The 18631-nt window shown below is 70.8% G+C and carries 14 protein-coding genes; 11 read left to right on the top strand and 3 right to left on the bottom strand.

Features of this window, described 5'->3' with window-relative positions; all coding sequences use genetic code 11:
- Positions 1-36: 36 nt before the first annotated feature.
- The 3 genes from ABZU74_RS32365 to ABZU74_RS32355 are packed head-to-tail and all read right to left on the bottom strand — an operon-like array spanning position 37 to position 3240.
- Positions 37-1509 (bottom strand): hypothetical protein, encoded by a 1473-nt coding sequence (locus tag ABZU74_RS32365; protein WP_355432052.1) that lies wholly within the window; start codon positions 1507-1509, stop codon positions 37-39.
- Positions 1506-2285, bottom strand: coding sequence for a sulfotransferase (locus ABZU74_RS32360; protein ID WP_355432050.1), 780 nt, complete (start codon positions 2283-2285; stop codon positions 1506-1508). The genes ABZU74_RS32365 and ABZU74_RS32360 overlap by 4 nt, the downstream gene beginning before the upstream one ends.
- Positions 2278-3240: a hypothetical protein gene (locus ABZU74_RS32355; RefSeq protein WP_355432047.1), complete on the bottom strand. Its 963-nt coding sequence runs from the start codon at positions 3238-3240 to the stop codon at positions 2278-2280. The genes ABZU74_RS32360 and ABZU74_RS32355 overlap by 8 nt, the downstream gene beginning before the upstream one ends.
- Positions 3241-3498: 258 nt before the next feature.
- Here ABZU74_RS32355 and ABZU74_RS32350 point away from each other — a divergent pair, with 258 nt between their 5' ends.
- The 11 genes from ABZU74_RS32350 to ABZU74_RS32300 all read left to right on the top strand — a co-directional run bounded on the left by ABZU74_RS32350 (position 3499) and on the right by ABZU74_RS32300 (position 17992).
- The gene (locus ABZU74_RS32350; RefSeq protein ID WP_355432044.1) at positions 3499-4773 is read left to right on the top strand and encodes a glycosyltransferase family 4 protein; all 1275 of its coding nucleotides are present in this window, start codon (positions 3499-3501) and stop codon (positions 4771-4773) included.
- Positions 4770-5771, top strand: coding sequence for a sulfotransferase (locus ABZU74_RS32345; protein ID WP_355432041.1), 1002 nt, complete (start codon positions 4770-4772; stop codon positions 5769-5771). The genes ABZU74_RS32350 and ABZU74_RS32345 overlap by 4 nt, the downstream gene beginning before the upstream one ends.
- A 3-nt stretch (positions 5772-5774) precedes the next feature.
- Positions 5775-6686, top strand: coding sequence for a sulfotransferase (locus ABZU74_RS32340; protein ID WP_355432038.1), 912 nt, complete (start codon positions 5775-5777; stop codon positions 6684-6686).
- 86 nt (positions 6687-6772) lie between these two features.
- Positions 6773-7450, top strand: coding sequence for a hypothetical protein (locus ABZU74_RS32335; RefSeq protein WP_355432035.1), 678 nt, complete (start codon positions 6773-6775; stop codon positions 7448-7450).
- A 177-nt stretch (positions 7451-7627) separates the two neighbouring features.
- The gene (locus tag ABZU74_RS32330) at positions 7628-8446 is read left to right on the top strand and encodes a basic amino acid ABC transporter substrate-binding protein (protein WP_355432032.1); all 819 of its coding nucleotides are present in this window, start codon (positions 7628-7630) and stop codon (positions 8444-8446) included.
- A 100-nt stretch (positions 8447-8546) separates the two neighbouring features.
- Complete coding sequence (locus ABZU74_RS32325; protein ID WP_355432029.1) at positions 8547-9341, top strand: amino acid ABC transporter permease; 795 nt, start codon at positions 8547-8549, stop codon at positions 9339-9341.
- Positions 9342-9345: 4 nt separating this feature from the next.
- Positions 9346-10185, top strand: coding sequence for an amino acid ABC transporter ATP-binding protein (locus tag ABZU74_RS32320; RefSeq protein WP_355432026.1), 840 nt, complete (start codon positions 9346-9348; stop codon positions 10183-10185).
- Between the two features lie 292 nt (positions 10186-10477).
- Positions 10478-11482 (top strand): multicopper oxidase domain-containing protein, encoded by a 1005-nt coding sequence (locus tag ABZU74_RS32315; protein ID WP_355432022.1) that lies wholly within the window; start codon positions 10478-10480, stop codon positions 11480-11482.
- Between the two features lie 23 nt (positions 11483-11505).
- Positions 11506-15444 (top strand): ThuA domain-containing protein, encoded by a 3939-nt coding sequence (locus ABZU74_RS32310; RefSeq protein ID WP_355432019.1) that lies wholly within the window; start codon positions 11506-11508, stop codon positions 15442-15444.
- Between the two features lie 8 nt (positions 15445-15452).
- Entirely contained in the window at positions 15453-16982 is a 1530-nt protein-coding gene (locus ABZU74_RS32305; protein WP_355432016.1) for a plastocyanin/azurin family copper-binding protein, read from the top strand.
- A 32-nt stretch (positions 16983-17014) separates the two neighbouring features.
- Positions 17015-17992: a hypothetical protein gene (locus ABZU74_RS32300; RefSeq protein WP_355432013.1), complete on the top strand. Its 978-nt coding sequence runs from the start codon at positions 17015-17017 to the stop codon at positions 17990-17992.
- Positions 17993-18631: the final 639 nt, after the last annotated feature.

Raw genomic sequence — 18631 nt, 5'->3', positions numbered from 1 at the left:
GCCAGCGGGCGCACGCCGGACTGAGGAGCTGTTCGTCTAACGGACGGCGGCGAGGATCCGGTCCACCGGCTGGTCGGCGCGGATCAGGACGGGGACGTCGGTGACTGTGGTGCCGCCGCCGGCCGCGCCCAGCGGGGAACCCACCGCCCCGGCCCGCCCGCCGGGGGGCGCCGGCACGGTCACCGGCGTGTTCGACGCCGACCAGAGCACCAGCGTGCTCTGTCCACCGCGGACGAACGCGACCCCGTTCAGCCTGCCGGCCACCGAGGCGGGCAACGGGGTGACTGTGGCGTCCCGGGCCGCGTCGGCCAGGGCGGCCAACATCCGGCCGGCCTCCCGTTCGGTGCCGTTCGGGTCGAGCAGGCCGTAGCGGACCTCGCTGCCGGCCGCGTTGTTCGGGTTGTACGCCAACGGCAGCCAGCTGATCTCGCCGATCCCGCCGGCGGCCAGCAGGGTGACCGTCTTGACCATCTCCGCCGCCCGGCCGGCCGGGTCGCCGTCGCCGTCGCGCCAGAACTGCCCGACCTCCCACGCCTGGATCGGCGTACCCGGCGGTGTGGTGGCGCGCAGGTAGTCCAGCAGCGGGGCCACCCCGCTGAAGTGCTCGTAGAAGTGCACCTGCCGGACGTCGACGGTGCTGTCGGTCAGCAGCGACTCGGTCACCGCCAGGAAACGCAGGCTGCGGCTGTTGGTCTCGGTGCCCAGCGCCCGGCGCAGCTGCGCCTCCCCGGTCACCGCCGGGATCTGCTGCCCCCGGGTGCCGACCCGGCGCTGGAAGTACGCCCGGTAGGCGGCGATGGCCTCGTCCACCCGACCGGCGCGCACCAGCCGGTCGGCGACACCCATGCCGTACGCGACGCTGCTGATGCCGGAGTCGACCACCCGCGCCTTCGGGTCGGTCGCGCGGATCGTCTCGGCGGCGGCCCGGACCAGCCGTGCGTACTCCTCGGGGCTGCCGGCCCAGTAGCTCGGCGCGTTCACCTCGTTCTCGATGGCGTACTCCCGCACCCCGTAGGGGCCGTAGCGCTGCACCACCGAGCGGACGAACCGCTGGTACGCGCCGAGGTCGGTGGGCATCGCCGACTCGGTCTTGCTCGCCGCGCCCCGGGTGTAGCGGGCGGTGCCACCTGTCGCCCAGCACACGCCGGTGCGGATCTTCAGGTGCAGGGTGATGGCCAGCTCCCGGCTGCGCGAGGCGATCTCGTCCAAGCCGCTCCAGTCCGGCTGCCCCGAGGTCCGTTCGATCTCGCACCAGGAGATCTCCTCGTACGTCGCGGAACCGGCGAGCCGGCGCAGGTACGGCCCGAACTGCTGGTACCGCGACCAGTCCCAGTGGGCGCCGAACGGGTTGCTCACCCCGTCGACAGTGCTGGTGGCTCCGGGTGTCGTCGTCGCCGAGGGGGTGACGGCCGGTGGCGGATCGTCGTCGCGGGCGGTGCAACCGGCGGTGAGCAGGAGCGTGGCGGCGACGGCGGCAGCGACCGTACGCAGCCGGCCCGGGCGGGTCACCGGTAGCCCAGCGCGCGCAGTGTCGGACCGGAGAAGACCCAGACCAGCAGGCGCAGGAACGGGTCGAGTTCGCGGCGGTGGCTGCCCACCCGGGAGCCGTAGATCGGCGCGGTGACGCTCGCCGCGGCCCGTCGTCGCTCCGCCTCGGTGGTGTACTTCTGGGCCACGTCGTGCTGCTTGCTGTCGTAGTCGAGGATGCCGTCCTCCCAGGGCTCGCCGAGGAACTCGAACAGCCCACGCATCGCCTTCTCCGGCTCGCTGACCGCCTGCTCGTAGCGCAGCTCGTAGTAACGGTCCGCCGGCAGGGTGGCGCCGACCGCCCGCGCGGCGCGGATGTAGCGCGGCCACTTCACCACACACTTCACCGCCGACCAGTAGCCGAACCGTTTGCGGTGCGAGACCACCACGTCGCGCCCGTCCCGAATGAGGTGCACGATCTGGGCGTCCGGGAAGACCTCGGTGACGAAGTCGAGCGACATCGCGTACAGCGGGGTCTTGTCGGCCCACCGGGTCTTGCCCCGCGCGGCGGCGTAGTCGGCGTGCACGCCGCCGAAGAAGTCCCGGATCCGGCGCAGCCAGTCCTCGCGCGGAAAACCGAAGCGGGCCAGCCGTTCCCAGTCCCGGCCGACGATCCGTCGTAGGTCCGGCAGGAACCGGGTCTCCGGGCCGCAGCTGATCCGCGAGTGCGAGTCCAGGACGAGGCGCACCATGGTGGTGCCCGACCGTTGGCACCCGACCAGGAAGATCGGCGCGGTACTGGTTCCGGTCTCAGCCACTGTCGACCGCCTTCGTCGTCTCGGATCGGACGTCGGCCGCGGCGCGGTCGAGCCGGTCGGTCAGCTCGTCGCAGCGGGCCCGGACGCGCCTGTCGATCGGTAGCCGCCGGTGGCCCGCCGCGCCGTGCGACCCGCGCGGGGCGATGTGCGCGTGCAGCCGGGGATGGTAGGGGAAGTCGAGGAAGGCGCAGAGCCGCCGGAGCTGCCCGGCTGGGTCCACGACCAGGCTGTCGTAGCGGCAGAGCAACACGTCGGCCCGCTGGTCCAGGCCGAGCCGGAAGACCAGCGAGTTGCGGACGTACCAGAACAGCGCCGCGCCGCTGTGCGGATCCAACCGCTGTGGCTGGTGGGCCCGGATCAGTTCGACGGTGTCGGCGTCGAGCCGCTGCCCCTGCCACCGTCGGCCGATGCTGCCGTCGGCGATCGCCCGTAGGGCCCGCAGGTTGGCGTCACCGAACTTGGCGACCTCGGAGCGGGCCCGGTCGTCGACATCGCGGTAGACCCAGAGCGCCCGCCCGGGCGGCAGCCCCGGCAGGGCCAGCAGCTCGTCCACGCGGTGGCTCTCGCAGAGCGGCTTGACCAGGACGTACGCGTGCCGGCTGCGCCGGATGGTGGCGGTCAGCACCGGGTCCGGGCGGAGTTGGAAGCGGTGGAAGACAGTGCTGTCGTTCTCGTTGCGTACCTCGACCTCGGGGGCGGCGTCCAGGCCCCGGACCAGCATGTTCGTGCCGGAGCGTTGCAGGCCGACCAGGTAGACCGGCATCGCCGAGCCGGGTGTGCGGCCGGCCCGCCGTCGCCAGCGTCGCTTCGCCAGGGCCGTGCGAATCCGCTCGACCGGGTTGAGGCGGTCCTCCTCGACCAGCCGTCCGATCCCCTCGGTACGCGCCCAGCGCAGATGCCGCCGGACCCGCCGCGCGGTGTACGCGAGCGCGGAGACCTCGTCGTCGGCTGCCACGGGTCCTCCTCGTCGGGCACCGGCCCGGCCCAACACCAGAGCGGGTGCGACCGGCGGCAGCCAGGCTATCGGGAGATCATGGCGGGAGGCCAGGCTGCGGACCGCACGGGCAGACGAAGATCACCCGTTCAGCCACATGGCAAACGTGAGCTGGACTCGCCGAGCCGCCCTGCATACCGTGGGCCCTGGCCGGGGCGGGCAGACCCCGGTCATCACCTCCGGGCCCGGTTCGCCCGATCGACGTGAGCAGGGCGAGTCGTGCGCGTGCTGCATGTGAACAAGTTCCTCTACCGCCGGGGCGGCGCCGAGGGGTATCTGCTCGATCTCGCCGACCTGCAACGGGCTGCGGGTGACACGGTCGGCTACTTCGGCATGAGTCACCCGGAGAACGAGTCGCCGCTGCCGTACGCCGCGTGGTTCCCGTCCGAAGTGGAGTTGGAGCCCGCGCCGCGCGGGGTGCGGCCCCGCGCGGCGGCCGTCGGCCGGATGCTGTGGTCACCGACGAGCCGCCGCGGGCTGGCCCGGGTGATCGACGATTTCCGGCCGGACGTGCTGCATCTGCACAACATCTACCACCAGCTCTCCCCGTCGGTGCTCGCCGCGGCCCGCGCCGCCGGTGTGCCCTGCGTGCTGACCATGCACGACTACAAGCTCGCCTGCCCGAGCTACCAACTGCTGGACCGGGGCCGCCCCTGCCAGGCGTGCGTCACCGGTGGCCCGTTGCAGGCGGCCCGTCGCCGCTGCAAGGACGGATCGCTGGCGCGCAGTGGCCTGCTCGCGGTCGAGTCCTGGTTGCACCGGCAGTTCGACGCGTACGACCCGGTGCAGCTCTTCGTCAGCCCGAGTGGATTCCTGGCCGACGTGATGCGCCGCGCGGGCGTCTACCCGGACCGGTTGCGGGTGGTCAACCACTTCGTCGACCTGACCGGCGTCGCGGCCAAGCAGACGCCCGGCGGTGGCGTCGTATTCGCCGGCCGGCTGGCCCCGGAGAAGGGCGTCGACGTGCTGATCGAGGCGGCCACCGCGCTGCCGGACGGGGTCACCGTGGACATCGCCGGCGACGGCCCGGCCCGCCCGGACCTGGAGGCGCTCGCCGCAAGGCGGGTGCCCGGCCGGGTCCGGTTCCACGGCCGACTCGACAAGCCGCGCCTGCACGAGCTGATCCGGTCGGCGGCGGTGGTCGCCGTCCCGTCCCGGTGGCACGAGAACCAGCCGATGGCGGTGCTGGAGGCGTTCGCCTGCGGTGTCCCGGTGGTCGCCACCGACCTCGGTGGGCTTCCCGAGCTGATTGAGCCGGGGGTGGACGGCCGCATCGTCGCCGCCGACGAGCCGGCGGCCCTCGGTGACGCGCTGAACGACCTTTTGGCCGACCCCGAGCGGGCACACCGGATGGGCCGGGCCGGTCGGGCGAAGATCGCCGCTCGGTTCGCTCCGGACCGGCACCTGGACCGGGTCCGTGGGCTGTACGCGGAGGCCGCCGAGGCGCTGCCGTCGAGGCGGCGTGCCGCAGCCGGTGGGGGAGCGGCCCGGTGAGCCGAGTGCGGGTGCTCTACCTCGCCGGCAGCGGTCGCAGCGGCAGCACGCTGGTGACCACGGTCCTGGGACAGCTGCCGGGCTTCTTCGCGGCGGGCGAGCTGCGGTACCTGTGGCGGCGCGGCATCCTGGAGAACCGGCCCTGCGGCTGCGGTTTCCCGGTCGCCGACTGCCCGCTCTGGGCCCGGGTGCGCGCCGACCTGACCGACGCCGACCCGGCCGGGATCGCCGCCCGGCTGGCCCAGCGGCTGCGGTTGCGGGGGCTGCCCGCACTGCTGCGCCGCCAGCGTCGGGGGCAGCCGCCGGTCCCGGGCCACCCCGACGACACGCAGCTGGCCCGGCTCTACGCCTCGATCGCCGAACACGCCCTGGCCGGCCGGTCGGACGGTGTCATCGTCGACTCCTCCAAGCTGCCGCCGTACGGCGCCCTGCTCGGCAGCCTGCCCGGCATCGACCTGTACGTCCTGCACGTGGTGCGCGACCCGCGTGCGACCGCGTACTCCTGGCGTCGCCGACGCCCCTTGGACGGGGGCGCCGACGATCAGCTGATGAGCCGACCACCCGTCGGCAAGGCCGCGCTGCTCTGGCTGGTCTGGAACACCGCGACCGTACGACTGTGGGGCGGCCGTCGCGGTGTGCCGGGCCGCTACCTGCGAATGCGGTACGAGGACTTCGTGGCCGACCCGGCCGGCAGCACCGCCCGGATCGCCGGCTTCGTCGGCGCGACCCCCGCCGAGCTTCCGTTTCCGACACCGGCCACGGTGCGACTCACCCCCACGCACTCGGTGGCCGGCAATCCGTCGCGGCACCGCACCGGGCTGGTCGATGTGGTCGCCGACACCGAGTGGGTGACCCGGCTTCCCACCCGCGCGTACGCCGTGGTGACCGGGCTGACCGCATTGGCCCTGCCCCGGTTCGGTTACCCGTTGCGCCGCCCGGCGGCTCCCGCCGCGGACCGGGCCGTCTCCCCGTCACCCGCCACCCGGCAGGAAGGCTGAACGATGCTCTCACTGGTGGTGGGCACAGGTCGCTGCGGTTCGACACTTGTCCAGGAGCTGCTCTCCCGGCATCCAGCGGTCGGCTTCGTCTCCGGCCTGGACGACAAACTGGCCCGGCTCAACCTCAAGGGCCGGTTCAACGGCGCGCTCTACCGGCGCTCGGCGCCGCGTCCGGCGGGGATGACCTCGCTGCGACACAGTCGACGGTTGCTGGAGCGGGGCCGACTCCGGGTGGCGCCGTCGGAGGCGTACCACCTGCTCGACCGGCAGGTGCTGGCCGGCTTCTCCCGACCGTGCCGGGACCTGGTGGCCGAGGACCTGACGCCGTTCGTGGCCCGCCGGCTGCGGGCCTTCTTCGACGAGCGGATCGCGCGGCAGGGCTGTCAGCAGTTGCTGCAGCACGTCACCGGGTGGCCGCGCACCGGCCTGCTGCACGCCGCGTACCCGGAGGTGAGGGTGGTCAACGTGGTGCGCGACGGCCGGGCGGTGGCCAACTCGTGGCTCCAGATGGGCTGGTGGGACGGGTGGCGCGGGCCGGACAACTGGATCTACGGCCCGCTCCCGTCCGACCTGCGGGAGGAGTGGACCGAGTCCGCTCGGTCCTTTCAGGTGCTCGCCGCGCTGGGCTGGAAGATGCTGATGGACGCCTTCGCCCAGGCTCGGCTGCGTCACCCGGCCGACCAGTGGCTGGACGTGCGCTACGAGGACCTGGTCGAGCACCCGCGCGAGCAGGTCGGCCGGATGCTCGATTTCCTCGGCCTGAGCTGGTCGCCCGCCTTCGAGAAGGGCTTCTCCCGGTACGACTTCACGATGGGCCGGGCGGAGGCGTACCGGGACGAACTCAGCCCGGCGCAGCTCGCCGCTATCGAACGGGTGCTGGAGAAGCCGCTGGCCGAGTGGGGCTACCCGGTCTAGGGGGGTGTGTCAACGCCCTCGCTATCGACGGACGTCACGAGGGGCGGCTAATCTTTGGCCCCACACCATCGATGTGAGGAGATGCGATGGCGCGCCGTACCGGCCGACCCTCCTACCAGCTGGACAAGGCCGACGTGCGCCGCCAGCGCACAGTGCGCTTCGCGGCCGTCGCTGGCGTGATCGCACTGGTCACCGCGTTGCTGGGTGGCCTGGTCGGCTATCAGGTGGGTCGCCCGGACGCCACCGAGGCGACCATCGCGAGCATCAAGCAGGCCGATGCGAAGCGGGACGCCCAGCAGATCGTGGAGCTGATCGAGACGGCCCGACGCGTCCGCGACCAGGTCGCCCCGGTGCTGGCTGCCATCAAGACGGAGGCGACCGCCGGACGGGCGCCGGACCCGGCGAAGGCGCGCCAGTGGCAGGAGGTCATGCGGCAGGCGGCCGAGCCGTTCGCCGACCCGCCGTCGGGGACCACCGCCACCAACGTGGCGCGCGGAGGGTTGCGCGGAGCGGTCCAGCAGGCGTCGCTGGCCGTCGACGCCTACGCGCTGGCCGCCGGCGTTCCGGGCGCGCAGCGGGCGGCCCTGCTGGACGTCACGGCGCGGCAGGCGGCCGAGGCGGCGACGATCTGGTCGGTCGCGGCGACCCAGCTCGACCAGATCAGCGTCGACGCCGGCCATGGCCACCAACACGTGTTCCTGGACACAGACCCGCACGAAGGGGCCCTCACTCCGGACGGGGCGGAGGAGGGAACCGGCGGCTGAGGGGCTTTGCTGCACGGGTGTCCGGTTTGCCGGCCGGGGGTCGGTCTGCCGCGTCGGCGGAGCGGTCCCAGCGTGATCTGGGGGCGACGGGCCGGATCGGGTACGGTCGCTTATCGCAAAGTCTATGAACCAGATTGGCTTTCTGTGCAATGGAAGCCGCATCGGAGGGACACAGCCGTGAGGTTCCCAAGCGCCGTCCGTCAAGCCGGCCTCGTCGTGGCCGTCGCCGCCCTCGCGCTGACCGCGGGTTGCGCGAAGAAGGACGACAGTGAGGTCCAGGCGAGCGGCGTCAAGCTGGTCGCGGCGGGCAAGCTGACCGTCTGCACCCACCTGCCGTACCCGCCGTTCCAGTCCAAGGACGCCAGCGGCAAGGTGACCGGCTTCGACGTCGAGATCATGGACCTGGTCGCCAAGGAGCTCGGCGTCGAGCAGACGATCATCGACACCCCGTTCGAGGGGATCAAGTCCGGCCAGGACCTCAACACCGGCAAGTGCGACGCGGCTGCCGCCGGCATGACCATCACCGACGAGCGGCGGAAGGTGATCGACTTCTCCGATCCCTACTTCGACGCCACCCAGGCGATGCTGGTGAAGACCGGCAAGCCGTACAAGTCGCTCGACGACCTCAGGGGCAAGAAGCTCGGCGTCCAGGCCGCCACCACCGGTCGTGACTACGCCAAGAAGCTCGAGGCGGAGAAGGGCCTGAAGCTGGTCGAGTTCGAGGACCTCGCCGCCCTCCAGCAGGCCGTCGCCAACGGCCAGGTCGAGGCCGCCATCAACGACCTGCCGGTCTGGACCGAGTACCTGAAGAAGAACCCGGGCGGGTTCGAGGTGGCCGCCGAGTTCGACACCGGCGAGCAGTACGGCTTCCCGGTGAAGAAGGACGCGAACCCGGAGCTGCTCAAGAAGATCAACGAGGTGCTGGTCAAGGCCAAGCAGGACGGCACCTACGACACGATCTACGAGAAGTGGATCGGCAAGCGGCCCAGCGCCTGAGCCGCAGAGCGGCCGAGCGCCTGAGCACCGCGCAGTACCGGAGGGCGCGCGTCCCGCGCGCCCTCCGTGTCAGTAACCTCCGGGAAGGCAACGAGCGAACGTGAAGCTGCGACGCCGCCAGCGGGAGCGGCTGTCCCTCGGGCTCCAGTACCTGGTCTTCATCGCCATCATCGCCGCGGTGCTCGTCGCCGCGGACTGGGACAGGTTGGCCGACGCGTTCTTCCGCGTGGACATCATCAAGTCGATGTTCCCGACGATCATCACGGTCGCGTTGCGCAACACCGTCCTCTACACGCTTGGCGCCTTCGCCTTCGGCCTGGTGTTCGGCACCATCCTGGCGCTGATGCGGCTGTCCAGGGTGGCGCCGTACCGCTGGGTGGCGACGGCGTACATCGAGCTGTTCCGGGGTCTGCCCGCGCTGCTGGTGCTCTTCCTCGTCGGGTACGGCATCCCGATCGCCTTCCCGGAGCGCGAGATTCCGGGCGGGGTGTTCGGGTCGATCGCGATCGGCCTCGGGTTGACCGCCGCGGCGTACATGGCGGAGACCATCCGGGCCGGCATCCAGGCGGTGCCGAAGGGGCAGATGGAGGCGGCGCGGACCCTCGGCATGTCGCACTTCACCGCCATGCGCACGATCGTCATCCCGCAGGCGTTCCGGATCGTGATCCCACCGCTGACGAACGAGCTCATCCTGCTCACCAAGGACTCGTCGCTGGCCTACGTGCTCGGGGTGACGGCGCAGACCATCGAGATCACCAAGTTCGGTCGGGACATGCTCAACGACCGGGTGAACGCGACCCCGCTGCTGGTGGCCGGCCTCGCCTACCTGGTGATCACCCTGCCGCTGTCGCAGGTGGTACGACGCCTCGAACTCCGCTACGCCAAGGCTCGGTGACCCGATGACGACCACCCCATCCCGCCCCGCCGTGGAGATCCGCGACCTGCACAAGTCCTTCGGCCCCCTTGAGGTGCTCAAGGGCATCGACTTCGAGGTCGGCCAGGGCGAGGTGGTCTGCGTCATCGGCCCGTCCGGCTCCGGCAAGTCGACACTGCTGCGCTGCGTCGACCTGCTGGAGGAGCCGACCGCCGGCAAGATCTGGGTGAACGGGGTCGAGATGACCGACCCGGACGTCGAGATCGACGCGGTCCGCCGGGGCATCGGCATGGTCTTCCAGTCGTTCAACCTGTTTCCGCACCTGACCGTCCTGAACAACCTCACCATCGCCCAGCGCCGGGTGCTCCGGCGGAGTCGGGCCGAGGCCGAGCGGGTCGCGCGGGCCAACCTGGAGCGGGTCGGGCTGACCGACAAGGCCGACGCCTTCCCGGCGCAGCTCTCCGGTGGGCAGCAGCAGCGGGCGGCGATCGCCCGGTCGTTGTCGATGGAGCCGAAGCTGATGCTCTTCGACGAGCCGACCTCCGCGCTCGACCCGGAACTCGTCGGCGACGTGCTCACCGTGATGCGCAAGCTGGCCGAGGACGGCATGACGATGATGGTGGTCACCCACGAGATGGCGTTCGCCCGCGACGTCGCCGACCGGGTCGTGTTCATGGACGGTGGCGTGGTGGTCGAGCAGGGGCCGCCGCAGGAGGTGCTCGGCGCGCCGAAGCACGAACGGACCCGCGCGTTCCTCTCCCGGGTCCTCGACCCGACACACGTCGCGCAGCTCGGTGAGCCCGACCAGTCGCCCGAGCCACCGCAGGCCACCGGCCTGCCGGCAGACGACCGCCACCACCTCTGACCACTCTTCCGTACGCCTGACCGCCGGGTTGCCGCATTGACGGCAGCCCGGCGTCTGCTTGTGTGTCAGCTTCATGTCAATCGACGGGCGTCGTGATGTCAAGGTAATCTTTTTGCAATCAGAGCTGTACTTTCGTCGATGGATTACATAAGTTGCTGTCATCCATAGAAAGCTTTGAGTCTTCCGAGCAAAGTTCGCGACGAGCCTCACCCTCAGTCGTGCCACCGCCCCCGTGCTCGGGTCGATGCACCCTGCCCTCGTCGCGTCTTCGCCCGGTCGGGAACGGAGACCCATGGACGATCACGCTGGTGGCCCTCACCGCCACCTGTCCCGCAGATCGCTGATCGCCACCGGCGCGCTCGCCGCCGGGGCGTTGGGCGCGTCCGCCCCAACGATCGGCACCGTGTTCGGCGGCAGCCCCGCCCGGGCCGCCGTCGGTGTCACCAAGAAGATCACCATCTACGCCGAACAGTTGCCCGGCAACCTGTTCGGGTACGGCCTGGCGCCCGGTCAGGCCACCGTTCCGGGCCCGATCCTGGAGATGTACGAGGGTGACACCCTGGAGATCACCCTGGTCAACACCACCGACCAGCGGCTGTCCATCCATCCGCACGGGGTGGACTACAGCACCGAGTCCGACGGCAGCCCGTTCAACGCCTCGTTCAACAATCCCGGTGAGACGCGGACGTACGTCTGGCGTTCGCACGAGATGGTGGCCGCGGCGGGCCGGCGGTACATGCCGGGCAGCGCCGGCTACTGGCACTACCACGATCACGCGATGGGCACCGACCACGGCACCGGCGGTGTCGCGAAAGGACTGTACGGGGCGCTGGTCGTCCGGCGGCGGGGCGACATCCTGCCGTCGAAGCAGTTCACGGCCGTGTTCCACGACATGATGATCAACAACAAGATGGCCCCGGCGACGCCGATGTTCGAGGCGAACCTGGGCGAGCGCGTCGAGTGGATCGCGATCGGCCACGGCAACCTGTTCCACACCTTCCACCTGCACGCGCACCGCTGGGCGGACAACCGCACCGGGATGTTGGAGGGGCCGAGCGACCCGAGCCTGGTGGTCGACAACAAGGACCTCAACCCCGGCAGCTCGTTCGGTTTCCAGGTGCTGGCCGGGGAGGGAGTCGGACCCGGCGCGTGGATGTACCACTGCCACGTGCAGACGCACTCCGACGGCGGCATGGCCGGCATCTTCCTGGTGCGCAACGCCGACGGCAGCATGCCGCCGGGCGCCGAGGAGGCGATCCACCGGTTCCAGGGCCACACCCACACGCACGGAAGCTGACCGAACCGAAAGTGGGGACGGGCATGACCCGAAAGTTACGACGAACCCTCGCCGCGGTAGCGGCATTCGCGACACTGATCCCGGCGACGACGGCGGCCTCGGCCGCACCACGAACGGCGGTCGCCCCCCAGGCGGCGCAGCCGCAGCAGACAGCGGTCCTGGTGTTCCACGGCCCGGTGGCCGAGCAACAGGACCCGGTTTCTCGCGCGGTCGACACCATCAAACAGCTTGGTGCCGTTCATGACATCGATGTCACGGCCACCACCGACCCGGCTACCTTCACCACGGCCGGGTTGTCCGCGTACCGCAGCGTGGTCTTTCTCTCCGCGACGGGCGCCGCGCTGAACCGCGACCAGGAGTCGGCGCTCCAGAGCTTCGTCAAGGCCGGCGGCGGTTTCGTCGGCATCGCCGACGCCGCCCGCGCGCAGGTCGACTCCACCTGGTTCACCGGCCTGATCGGCGCCCGCCCGGCGGGCGCCATCCCGGTCGCCGAGCCGGTGGCCGGGGTGACCGCCAGCGGTGACAACCCGCCGAGCGAGACCAAGGAGAAGCTGACCGACGGCGACGCCAACACCAAGTGGCTGGTCCGGACCCCGACCGCGTGGGTGGCGTACCAGCTGGCCGCACCCAAGCGGATCACCGGGTACGCGCTGACGTCGGCCAACGACTTCGTCGGGCGGGACCCGAAGGACTGGACGCTGCAGGGCTCCAACGACGGGCAGAACTGGTCCGATCTGGACCGACGCACCGGCCAGAGCTTCGCGGAGCGGTTCCAGACCCGCCGGTTCGACATCGCCGCGCCGCAGGAGTTCAGCCGCTACCGGCTGAACATCACCGCCAACAGCGGTGAGCCGTTGATCCAGCTCGCCGACCTGCGCCTGTTCACCGGCGCGGCCACCGCGCCGCCGCCGACCCCCGTGAACCGGGCCGTCGTCGACATCCTGGACCGCAAACACCCGGCCACGGCGTCGCTGCCGCTGACCGTCACCCGGTCCGACCGCTGGGACAACTGGGACCCGAACCCGATCGGCGCCGTGCACACCCTCGCCCAGGTCGAGGAACGCCACTACGACCCGGGTCCGGGCGCCAACGGCCCGTTCCACCCGGTGTCCTGGTGCCGGGACTACGACGGCGGCCGGTCGTTCTACACCGGCATGGGGCACACCGAGGGCAGCTACGGCGAGGAGGCGTTCCGCGCCCACCTCGCCGGAGCCCTCAACTGGACCACCGGTCGGGTACGCGGTGACTGCCAGGCCACCATCGCCGCGAACTACAAGGTGGAGCGACTCACCGCCGCCAACCAGACCGGGCAGTTGGACCAAATCGGCGAGCCACACGGGCTGACCATCGCCCCGGACGGCACTGTCTTCTACGTCGGCAAGGCGGCCTGCCCCACCGGCCCGATCGCTGACTGGAACGACCCGAAGGTCGGCCTGGGCTGCGGCACCATCCACTCCTGGGATCCGCGTACGAAGCAGGTCAAGCTGCTCACCACGCTGCAGGTGATGGGCAACCGGGGCAGCGGTTCCGAGTTGGTGAAGAACGAGGAGGGCCTGCTCGGCATCGTGCCCGACCCGAAGTTCGCCGAGAACGGCTGGCTCTACGTCTACTGGATGCCGCACGAGTCGGTCGACCGGGTGAAGCGGGTCGGTCAGCGGACCGTCTCACGGTTCACCTACGACCGGCAGGCGCAGACCATCGACCAGGCCACCCGCAAGGACCTGTTGCAGTTCCCCGTGCAAATCCACAGCTGCTGCCACGCCGGCGGCGGCATGGCGTTCGACGCCAAGGGCAACCTCTACGTCGGCTCCGGCGACAACAACTCCTCGGAGGGGTCGCAGGGCTACGCCGGCAACAACTGGACCCAGGAGTACCAGGGGATCTCGTTCCAGGACGCCCGCCGCACGTCGGGTAACACCAACGACCTCGCCGGCAAGATCATCCGGATTCACCCGGAGGCCGACGGGACGTACACCATCCCGGAGGGCAACCTGTTCCCACCGGGCACCGAGAAGACCCGACCGGAGATCTACGTGATGGGCGTGCGCAACATCGCCCGCCTCCAGATCGACCCGGTGCACCAGTGGCTGACCGCCGGCTGGGTCGGCCCGGACGCCTCGTCGCCCAGCCCCACCCTGGGCCCGGCGAAGTACGAGACGGCCACCATCATCACCTCGGCCGGCAACCAGGGCTGGCCGTACTGCATGGGCAACCGGCAGCCCTACCGCGACCGCAGCAACACCGACGCGACGGTGCTGACCGGCTGGTACGACTGCGACAACCTGAAGAACACCTCGCCGCGCAACACCGGACTGGAGGACATCCCGGCGGCCCGGGACAACATGATCTGGTACTCGCCGGACGGCGGCGGCCCGGTGTTCCCGAAGCGGACCGACGGCAGCGGCCTGCCGACGTACGTGGCGGCCGACGCCACCTACACCCAGCCGTACCTGCGCGGCGGCGGGCAGGCCATCATGTCCGGCCCGACGTACCACCGGAGCCTCGTCGACACCACGAGTGGCATGGCGTGGCCGGAGCACTGGGACGGCAAGTGGTTCATCGGCGACCAGTCGAACGCCGCCAACCGAGTGGCGGTCACCGTCGACCCGGCCGGCGTGCCGACGGCCGCCCCGCCGGTGTACGCCGAGTCGCTGCGGGCCATCATCCCGGGTGGCAACGGCGACACCCGGCTGCAGAGCTGGATGGACGCGAAGTTCGGCCCGGACGGCGCGCTCTACCTGCTCGACTACGGCGGCGGGTTCTTCAGCCTGCACGCGAACCAGAAGCTGATCCGGATCAGCTACACCGGCGGCGCGCCCACCCCGGCACCGGCGGCGACCTCGACCGCCGTGCAGAACAAGCCGCTGACTGTCGCCTTCACCGGTTCCCGCTCCGGCGGCGTCAGCCACCGGTGGGAGTTCGGCGACGGCGCCACGTCGACCGAGGTGGACCCCCGGCACACGTACGCCACTGTCGGCACCTACACCGCGAAGCTCACCGTCACGTACGCAGACGGGGAGACGGCGACGGTGCAGACCACTGTGACGGTGGGCTGCGCGGTGCCCGACGACCGGCCGACGGTGTGGCTCGGTGACACCGACACCGGGGTGCCCAGTCGCACGGTCGGGCAGGGCTGCACGGCCAACGACCTGATCGACGACGAGAGCACCTGGGCCGACCACAACGGTTTCGTCCGGCACGTGACCGACGTGGCCCGCGCGTTGCAGGACGACGGCCTGCTCAGCAGCCGCGAGTCGGGCACCCTCACCCGGCTGGCCGCCGCGTCGGAGATTGGTCGGGACGGCCACACCGGGTACGAGCCGCTCTTCGACGGCACCGCGGAGTCACTGCGTGGTTGGCAGCAGGCACCGACGGGGTCGTGGGCCATCCAGCCGGACGGGGCGCTGCGCTCCAGCGGTGGCCTGGGCATGCTCTGGCACACCAAGGAGCTGGGCGACTTCTCACTGAAGGTGCAGTTCCGCGACATCGCCCCGGGCACCGGGCGGGCCAACACCGGAGTCTTCGTCCGGTTCCCGGACCTACGAACCCCCCTCGACCAGCGGCCACCGGACAGCTGCGGCACGGTCGGGTCGGCGCGGACCTCACCCGCCTGGATGGCGATCTACTGCGGACACGAGATCCAGATCTACGACGGTGACACCGGTGAGCCGCAGAAGACCGGCTCGGTCTACAACTTCGACCCGGTGCCGCTCGCCCAGGCCGGCGTGACGCCGAAGAACGAGTGGAACGACTACGAGATCCGCGTCGTCGGGCAGCACTACACGATGATCCGCAACGGCGTGGTGATCAATGAGTTCGACAACACGCCCGGCAAGCAGTCGTCGCGCGCCGGCGACCCGCCGACCGACCTGCGGCAGTTCCTGCGCGGCTTCATCGGCCTGCAGAACCACGGTGACAACGACCTGACCGAGTTCCGCAACATCCGCGTGCGGGAACTCTAGGAGTGACAATGACCCGACGACTGAAGGCCGCGCTGGCGGCGCTCCTGCTCACGGTGATCCCGTTGGCCGCAGTGCCCGCCTCCGCCGCCCCGCGCGTCGCCGCCGACCAGGTGTTGACCTGGACAGCTGACGACAGCATCACCCGCTACAAGTCCGCGCCCACCACGGCGGTGGCCGGAGCGACCACGATCATCTGGGAGAACAGCGCGGCCACCGGCAACACCACCGGGATGCCGCACACCCTGACCTTCGACACCAGCACCGAGGGCTACAACCACGACGTCACACTCAACATCCTGGCCAGCCCCTTCGACGCCAACGACGGCCGCCACCAGGCGACGGTGACGCTGACCCCGGGACGGTACCGGTACTTCTGCTCGATCCCCGGCCACAGCTCGATGGTCGGTGAGCTGGTGGTCACCGACGGCGGTGGCGGCGGCGACACCACCGCGCCGACCGTGACCGCCGAGGTGTCCGGCGACCAGGACCCGGACGGCAACTACGTCGGCGCGGCAACGGTGACCGTGACGGCCACCGATGCAGGCTCCGGTGTGGACACTGTCGAGTACCAGGTCGACGACACCAGCTTCCAGCCGTACACCGAGCCGGTGCGGGTGACCGCCGTCGGTGACCACGCGGTGCAGTTCCGCGCCACCGACCAGGCCGGCAACACCAGCGCCGTCGGCTCGGTGGCGTTCCGGATCGTCGAGCCGGGGGAGGAGGACACCACCGCGCCGGTGGTCACGGCCGCACTGGCCGGCGACCGCGACGACGACGGCAACTACATCGGTACGGCCACCGCCACGTTGACCGCCACCGACAGCGGATCCGGTGTCGCCACCATCGAGTACGCGCTGGACGGGGCCTCCTTCACCGCGTACACCAACCCTGTCGTGGTGAACGCGGCCGGGATGCACATGCTGCACTACCGGGCGACCGACGCCGCCGGGAACACGTCAGCCGAGCAGATGGCCCACTTCACAGTCGTCGAGCCGCAGGCCGAGGACACCACCCCACCCACGGTCGCCGCCACGCTGGCCGGTGACCGCGACGACGACGGCGGGTACGTCGGCGGCGCGACCGTCACCGTGACGGCCACCGACGCCGAGTCGGGCGTGGCGAAGATCGAGTACGCGCTCGACACCGGAGGCTGGACGGCGTACACCGCTCCGGTCGCCGTCCGCGCACCCGGCGCGCACACCCTGCGCTACCGGGCGACCGACACGGCGGGGAACACCTCCACCGAGCAGTCCACCACGTTCACAGTGGTGGCCGACGGCACCGACAGCTGCCCCGACTCGGACACCCGGGCCACGGTGGTCATCGACGGCAGCGACAGCGGTGTGGCCAACGTGGACACCGGCGACGGCTGCACCATCAACGATCTGATCGACGAACACGCCGACTACGCCGACCACGCCGCGTTCGTCCGGCACGTCGAGGCGGTCACCGCCGCGCTCGTGACCGGCGGAACGCTCGACCGGCGGCAGCAAGGCGCCATCGTCCGGGCCGCGGCCCGATCGGACGTCGGCGCATGAGTCCTCGAACCTCACCGACAGGGAGTACCACGATGCCCGGACGTACCGTCGCCAAGCTGGCCACCGTGAGCGCCGTCATCGCGGCCTCGGTGCTGGCCGTGGCGCCCACCGCACACGCCGACCTGGTCACCCACTGCATCGGCACCGGCGGCGCGGTGACCGTGCCCAACGACCTGCTCGTGCCCGCCGGCGAGTCCTGCGCGCTGACCGGCACCACGATCACCGGCAACGTCACCGTCGCGGCCGGCGGCAACCTGGTGGTGACAGGCGGCCGGGTCAGCGGTGAGGTACGCGTCGCCGCCGACGGCTACCTCGACGCGACCGAGACGACAGTCGACGGGCAGGTCGTGCTCGCGGCCGGGGGGTACGGGATCTTCCTGAAGGACGCCCGCACCGGCACCCTGACCGTCCGGCCGAAGGGCTCCACGACCATCGACAGCTTCCTCTTCGCCGAGGCGTCGACGGTCACCGGGCACGTCAACGTCAGTGCCGGTGAGGTCCGGCTCGACCGGGGCACCCAGGTGCAGCGCAACCTCAGCAGCACCGGCACCTACTACACCGACGTGCACGACTCGTTCGTCGACGGCACGCTGTCGGTGCTCAACAGCGCCACCGGCAGCGTGGTGTGTGGCAGTGCGGTCCAGGGCCGGGCCACCTTCGCCGGCAACCTGGGCGGTGTGCAGCTCGGCCCGAACGGCACCCTCGACAGCTGCGCCTCCGGCGGTTACTGGGGTGGGGACGTGAGCATCACCAGCACCACAGGTGGCGTCACCGTCGACGACAACATCATCAATGGCCAGTTGGCGGTGACGTCCAACGACCCGGCCGCCCAGGTGGCCGCGAACAACCGGATCCGCGGTGGTGTGACAGGTGACCAGGCCGCGGCGACCACCAACCGGTCGGCCCGGGTGGCCAGCCCGGACCGGGAGGACGCCGGCGACCAGCGGGCCGAGCTCCGCCGTACCTCGGCGGTGCAGGAGGCCGTCGAGGCGGGCGCCGCGAAGCTCTAACTGATCGACGCAACGGCGGCCGGTCACCCGCAAGGTGACTGGCCGCCGCCGTCGTACGGGGTCCGACCCGTCGCGGCGGCGTTTGCGTGCCGCGGACGAGTAACCGCCTCCTGCCGTCGGTGACCACACGCCGCGCGGCTCGTGAGCTGCCGATCCAGCGCTGCATGTTGTCGACGCCCTGATGGCGGTACTCCAAGGCTTGGACCTGGGCCCGGCTTGTGGTGCGGCGTCTCGTCCAAGCAGACGGCGGGCAATGACGCGAGCAAACCGGCGACGCGGCCACGCAACCTCCGGACTGAGGCAGGCGCGCCGAAGCCCCAGCTGTCAGACTTGAAGCGGAGTCGTGTTGCCAGAGGCGAGAGGCAGGGGCAGTTGCGAAATGGGGATGAGATCAAGCCGGTCTGCGAAACTGCCGGAGCACCTGCTGAAACCGCCTGACAAGGCATCCGAGGCTCTAGCTCGGACGCTGATCGAACGCGAGATCAATCCGCGATGGCTCAGGAAGGCTGACTCCAACAGTGGTCATGCCGTCCACGACTTCGACTGGGCTTGACCCGTTTCGACGGACAGGGTCGATGTGTTGATCGTATTCAGGCTGCCTGGAACGCTGGTAGCAGGTCCGACCCGGTGGCTTCGAAG

This window comes from Micromonospora sp. NPDC005171, from assembly GCF_040608575.1.
Lineage (GTDB): Bacteria > Actinomycetota > Actinomycetes > Mycobacteriales > Micromonosporaceae > Micromonospora.
The sequence above is the reverse complement of the archived record's forward strand: the minus strand, read 5'-3'. Positions and strand labels throughout refer to the sequence as shown.